Raw genomic sequence first — 5,098 nt, forward strand, 5'->3', positions numbered from 1 at the left:
ACATTTTAGCATATATTTGGTAAATGCGCTAGTATTTAACGGTAAAGCCGTCGTAGAACGACGGGGTTTCAGACCCAAATTTTCGATGAATACTGCTCTCTGTACCGAGACCTATTTCCAGAAGTGAGAAGTTACGAGTATTTCAAGTACCTCCATATCGGCCTGCTATCGGAGATAAAAAGAAAGACCTTGCTGGCGATAGCGAGAGAGGTAGGATTAGAAAACGAACAAGGGTTACACCATTTTCTGACCAGTTCTCCTTGGTTAGCTAAGGAGCTGAAAGAAAGGGGATTAAAATTAATATTATCCGTGTTAGTGGAAAGAGAAATTATCGTAATAATGGACGAAACGGGAGATAAAAAGAAAGGGAAAACGACGGATTATGTGAAAAGACAATACATCGGAAATATCGGCAAAGTCGAAAATGGGAGCGTGAGGGTCAATGGGTATGGATTAATTGAAGGAATGACACTCCCCTTAACGAGCGAAGTCTACAAACCGAAAGAAAGATTAAAAGAAGGAGACAAATATAAAAGCAAACCGGAAATTGCGGCGGGGATGGTGAAAGAGCTAGTAGAGAAAGGATTTAAAATCAAGCGAGTGTTAGCGGATAGCGAGTACGGGGAAAGCGGGAGTAATTTCTTGAGTATTCTTGAAGAGTTCGGAATAGAATACGCGGTGGCGATCCGGAGCAACCAAGCGGTATTAATGGCTCCTGGGCAGAGAGTAAGAAGAAATCGATGGCAAGAATTCGAGAGAATCCATAGTAATGGAGAAAGAGAAAAACGGTATGTTCGAGAGATTATTTTCGGCAAAAGAAGACAAGTAAGATATTGGCAAATCACGACCGATAAAGATACGGTACCCGAAGAGACTACTTGGTATGTCATGACGAGAATAGCCGGAATAAGTGCGAAAGAAGTGGGCAATATTTACGGGGATAGAACGTGGGTAGAGTAGGGTTTCAGGCAAAGTAAAAGCGAATTAGGATGGTCGGATTATCGTTTAACCGATTATAACGATATCGAAAAATGGTGGGAGCTAGTCATGAGCGCGTACCTAATGGTTAGCCTTCAAGCAGAGGTTTTTCAAGGTCAATGTCAAAAAGAAAATCGGTCATCCAACCGGCAAAAAGCTAGAGAGAGCGCGGGAACTCATTCTTGGTGGTCTGTCGGGAAAGGATGGAAAGATAACCTAAATAATATTCGATTATTTATCGAACCTTTCGGTTACTTGAATCGTTTAAAAGCTTGGCTCTGTGTTTTCTTCACTCCTCGACTAATTGGCTACTTTTCTTTTCTATATACCCAACTTAATCGATTGATAAATTCTTTATTAGAATCCGTTTTTCCCTGTCATTTCTGTCTTCCCGTTCCCTAGAGTGACAGAAGAGGGATATTTACACAACCAGGTTTGCACTGTGTTTCTATGATGCCCTAAACTTTTAGCTATCACCTTGATGGCGGGAGCTTTTTCTTGTTTTAGCCAATACAGCACTTGCAGTTTGTCTTTTTCCCTAGCGGTGGTTGCTTCTTTGATCCGTTGAGTTATACTAAATCCGGTTATTAAAAACTGATTATTTATGCACCCTTTTGCCTCTTGCCTGTTGCATGAGTGCCTGTCCTGATATGTTACCTATACTCAACGGATTTAGTATTAATTCCTCTGCGCTTTCTTTGACTACTGTTGAGGTTACTCCTGCCATAATTTTTGAATAATAAGAGTTATGGTCGGTTAAGCGTCAAAACATCTAGGCTTTTCCTTGATGCTGGCAATGTAAACTTTGATTAAGAGAAAGACTTCTAGCTCCGATCCGATGTTATATTAATAATTGAAGCTAAGGAAAAAAGCTTCCCTGACAGATCAACTGGCAAGGTTATCAGGTCAAGTTCACAAAGGAGTAAACCCTGTTAAAGTTACATTCTGTCTCGATAACGACGATAACAGCGATCGACCTGAACGCTCATATTTCCTAGAGTAGAGAACAAGGGAGTTAGGCAATTGCAACTAAGGTTCAATGCGTCTCCAACCAGTCTCAAGTTGTGAGGGAAAATACCTGAGAATCGGTAAACTGATCGCTGTTATTGTTTGTCAACACAAGTAATTGATAATTGCAGTCGCTCTCCTTTGATGAGATAATAGAAAGTCTTCTGTTCAAAAGGATATCGATAGGATGCGACTCTCTCAACAGCTTTTTGTCACTCTCCGGGAAGACCCAGCCGAGGCGGAAATCCCCAGTCATAAATGCTTAGTCCGTGCCGGTTACATTCGTCGCATTGGCAGCGGTATTTACGCCTATTTACCCCTGATGTGGCGGGTTTTGCAGAAAGTCTCCCAGATAGTCCGGGAAGAAATGAATAAAGCCGGCGCCCAAGAATGTTTACTTCCCCAACTGCAACCGGCGGAACTCTGGCAGGAATCAGGCCGTTGGGACACCTACACAAAAGCAGAAGGGATTATGTTTGCCCTGACGGACCGGCAAAACCGGGAGTTAGGATTAGGACCGACTCACGAAGAAGTAATTACTGCCGTCGCTCGGGATTTAATTCGTTCCTATCGACAATTACCGGTTAATTTATATCAGATTCAAACTAAATTTCGCGATGAAATTCGCCCTCGTTTTGGTTTAATGCGGGGACGAGAATTTATTATGAAAGATGCCTATTCTTTCAATCTCGACGAGGAATGTTTAAAGAAAACCTATCAAGCGATGGATATAGCTTACCGCAATATTTTCCGCCGTTGTGGGTTAGCTTTTCGGGCAGTAGAAGCCGATTCTGGAGCGATTGGTGGTTCCGCATCCCAAGAATTTATGGTCTTAGCTGATGCCGGAGAAGATGAGGTTTTATTTACCGCCGATGAAAAGTATGCGGCTAATGTGGAAAAAGCCGTTTCTTTGCCGGCAGATAAAGTGGCTTCTCCCTTTAAAAAGTTTGCTAAAAAAGAGACTCCTAACACCAACACTATCGAAAGTTTAGCTAAATTTCTCGATTGTTCTGCCACCGCTATCGTCAAAAATGTTCTCTACGAAGTGGTTTATGATAGCGGCATAACTGTTTTAGTTTTGGTGAGCATTCGGGGAGATCAAGAGGTTAACGAAGTTAAACTACAAAATGAATTAGTTAGACAGGCGAGCCGTTACAATGCTAAAACAATTTTGGCTTTAAAAATACCCGATGCTGCCGCTCAACAGAAATGGGCAACTAAACCTTTACCTTTAGGTTATATTGCTCCCGACTTAGAAGATAATTTGCTCAAAAAAGCCAGCGATATAGCTACTCAATTTTTACGCATAGCAGACAACACGGTGACAGACTTAGAAAACTTTATCACCGGTGCCAATGAAACGGGGTTTCATTTAGTGGGGGCGAATTGGGGTAAAGATTTTATCTTACCGGAATTAATCGTCGATCTACGCAAAGCTCAGGTAGGCGATCGAGCTATTCATGATCCTAATCAAACCTTGCAAAGTGCTAGAGGAATTGAAGTCGGTCATATCTTCCAATTGGGCTATAAATATTCTCAGGCCATGAATGCTTTCTATACTAATGAAGCGGGAGAATCTACCCCCATTTGTATGGGTTGTTATGGCATAGGAGTATCCCGTTTAGCACAGGCAGCCGTAGAACAATCCTACGATAAAGATGGCATTATTTGGCCTGTAGCTATTGCCCCCTATCAAGCGATTGTGGTTATTCCCAATTTAGCCGATGCCGAGCAGGTAAAAACCGCCGAAAGTTTATACAATGAGTTAAATCAAGCGGGCATTGAAACCCTTTTAGATGACCGGGATGAACGTGCAGGAGTTAAGTTCAAAGATGCGGATTTAATTGGGATTCCCTATCGCATTGTCACGGGTAAATCTCTCAAATCGGGTAAGGTGGAATTACTCGAAAGAGCCAGTAAAAAAGCGTCAGAAGTAGCAATTAATGAGGTGGTTTCCTATTTAAAAACTGCTATTTCAAAGGTAAATGCTTCTGATTAAGTGATTAAATATACAGATAAATTCTCGAATCTAGAGCCGAGAGCCGTCAATAAAGGTAATATTGCCTCTAATAAAACCGAGACTATCTGTCCGTTTTTCTGTGTCAAGTTCAAAAGTTTGGATCATGGCTGAGTTTGTGAGAAGTTTTCTAATTCTCTCAAAGTAAGTCTCAATCAACAAATTCAATCTCCTTAATGATGGCGATTTTTTGCTGTATTTTCTCAAGCATCCAGGACTCTCCTAACCATTCATCAAAATCTTCACTGTGTTGTAATTGATCATTGGTAAACAAATCAACAAACTGCTCTGTTGACCATTGATATTGAGTTTCAAATTGTTTTAGGCGAGCTTGAGTTTTTTGTAATCCGCTTTCTAGGTCTTGGAGCCGATGATTCAGATCGCTTTGAATGATTGCTTTAAGGGATTCTGGTTGACTAGAGCGCAGTTTAATCAGGTTTGTTGAGTTTGATTCTAGCGGTTGGGTTTGCTTGGATATATTCGACTGTTTCTGGGGGAAAGCGTTCGGTTAATTCCTCATCGGGAAGTTGGGACAGCATCCGAAAATAATTCTTTCTTACTGTTTGAATGTTAGGGTGATTTTCGCCTAGTGTAGCTATCAAAATAGCAATAGCTCTTTGATAGAAAGGTTCGGCTTCTGCGTATTTCCCTTGAATGTAATAGAGGATATTTGGGCTATGCGGAAATAGCCTGGGGACGTGGGAGAGATTTGCCTCGTGCAGTGTAGTCTTCGATCAGGAGATCTAAGACTTCAAGGGCATTTTGTAGGGCTGCATTGTAAGTTTCGCCGTGAGTATGAGCATAGGGGCCAAATTCAGGTAGATGGGCGATAAATTTGTTGTCTTCTTGTGACCATTGAATAAAAATACTGTAGTGATAATTCATGGGTTGTCTCCTTGATTTAAGTTTGCTAGTTCCTGAAGTGCATTTCTTACGTCTTTTTCCTGGTAGCGATCAGCATCACTACTATCTTTGCCTGACAGGGTCAAGCTATATTCTAAACGGGGTTGACATCCTCACCGCCGTAAACGGACGGTGATTCCCAAACCTCACGATTTAGGTTTCTGCTTCTTTCCCTTGCGGGGTTCCGCACCT

At 41.7% G+C, this 5,098-nt stretch carries 3 protein-coding genes and 1 pseudogene; 2 read left to right on the forward strand and 2 right to left on the reverse strand.

Annotated elements, in window-relative coordinates:
• Nucleotides 1–78: 78 nt before the first annotated feature.
• Both BGL89_RS02845 and BGL89_RS02850 read left to right on the forward strand, forming a co-directional pair.
• Nucleotides 79–1,380: pseudogene (locus BGL89_RS02845) on the forward strand (IS701 family transposase).
• A gap of 793 nt (nucleotides 1,381–2,173) precedes the next feature.
• Entirely contained in the window at nucleotides 2,174–3,985 is a 1,812-nt protein-coding gene (locus BGL89_RS02850; protein WP_286824338.1) for a proline--tRNA ligase, read from the forward strand.
• Nucleotides 3,986–4,431: 446 nt separating this feature from the next.
• Here BGL89_RS02850 and BGL89_RS02855 read toward each other — a convergent pair whose 3' ends face one another.
• Both BGL89_RS02855 and BGL89_RS02860 read right to left on the reverse strand, forming a co-directional pair.
• Nucleotides 4,432–4,725 (reverse strand): tetratricopeptide repeat protein, encoded by a 294-nt coding sequence (locus BGL89_RS02855; protein WP_353743906.1) that lies wholly within the window; start codon nucleotides 4,723–4,725, stop codon nucleotides 4,432–4,434.
• Entirely contained in the window at nucleotides 4,679–4,888 is a 210-nt protein-coding gene (locus tag BGL89_RS02860) for a type II toxin-antitoxin system HicB family antitoxin (RefSeq protein WP_286824339.1), read from the reverse strand. Before BGL89_RS02860 ends, BGL89_RS02855 begins: the two co-directional genes overlap by 47 nt.
• Between the last annotated feature and the right edge of the window lie 210 nt (nucleotides 4,889–5,098).

Source organism: Microcystis sp. LSC13-02 (genome assembly GCA_002282935.1).
GTDB lineage: Bacteria > Cyanobacteriota > Cyanobacteriia > Cyanobacteriales > Microcystaceae > Microcystis.

Bases quoted from the DNA above. Each gene is read 5' to 3' on its own strand.
- BGL89_RS02860 (WP_286824339.1), bottom strand. From the start codon at position 4,888: ATGAATTATCACTACAGTATTTTTATTCAATGGTCACAAGAAGACAAC.
- BGL89_RS02850 (WP_286824338.1), top strand. From the start codon at position 2,174: ATGCGACTCTCTCAACAGCTTTTTGTCACTCTCCGGGAAGACCCAGCC.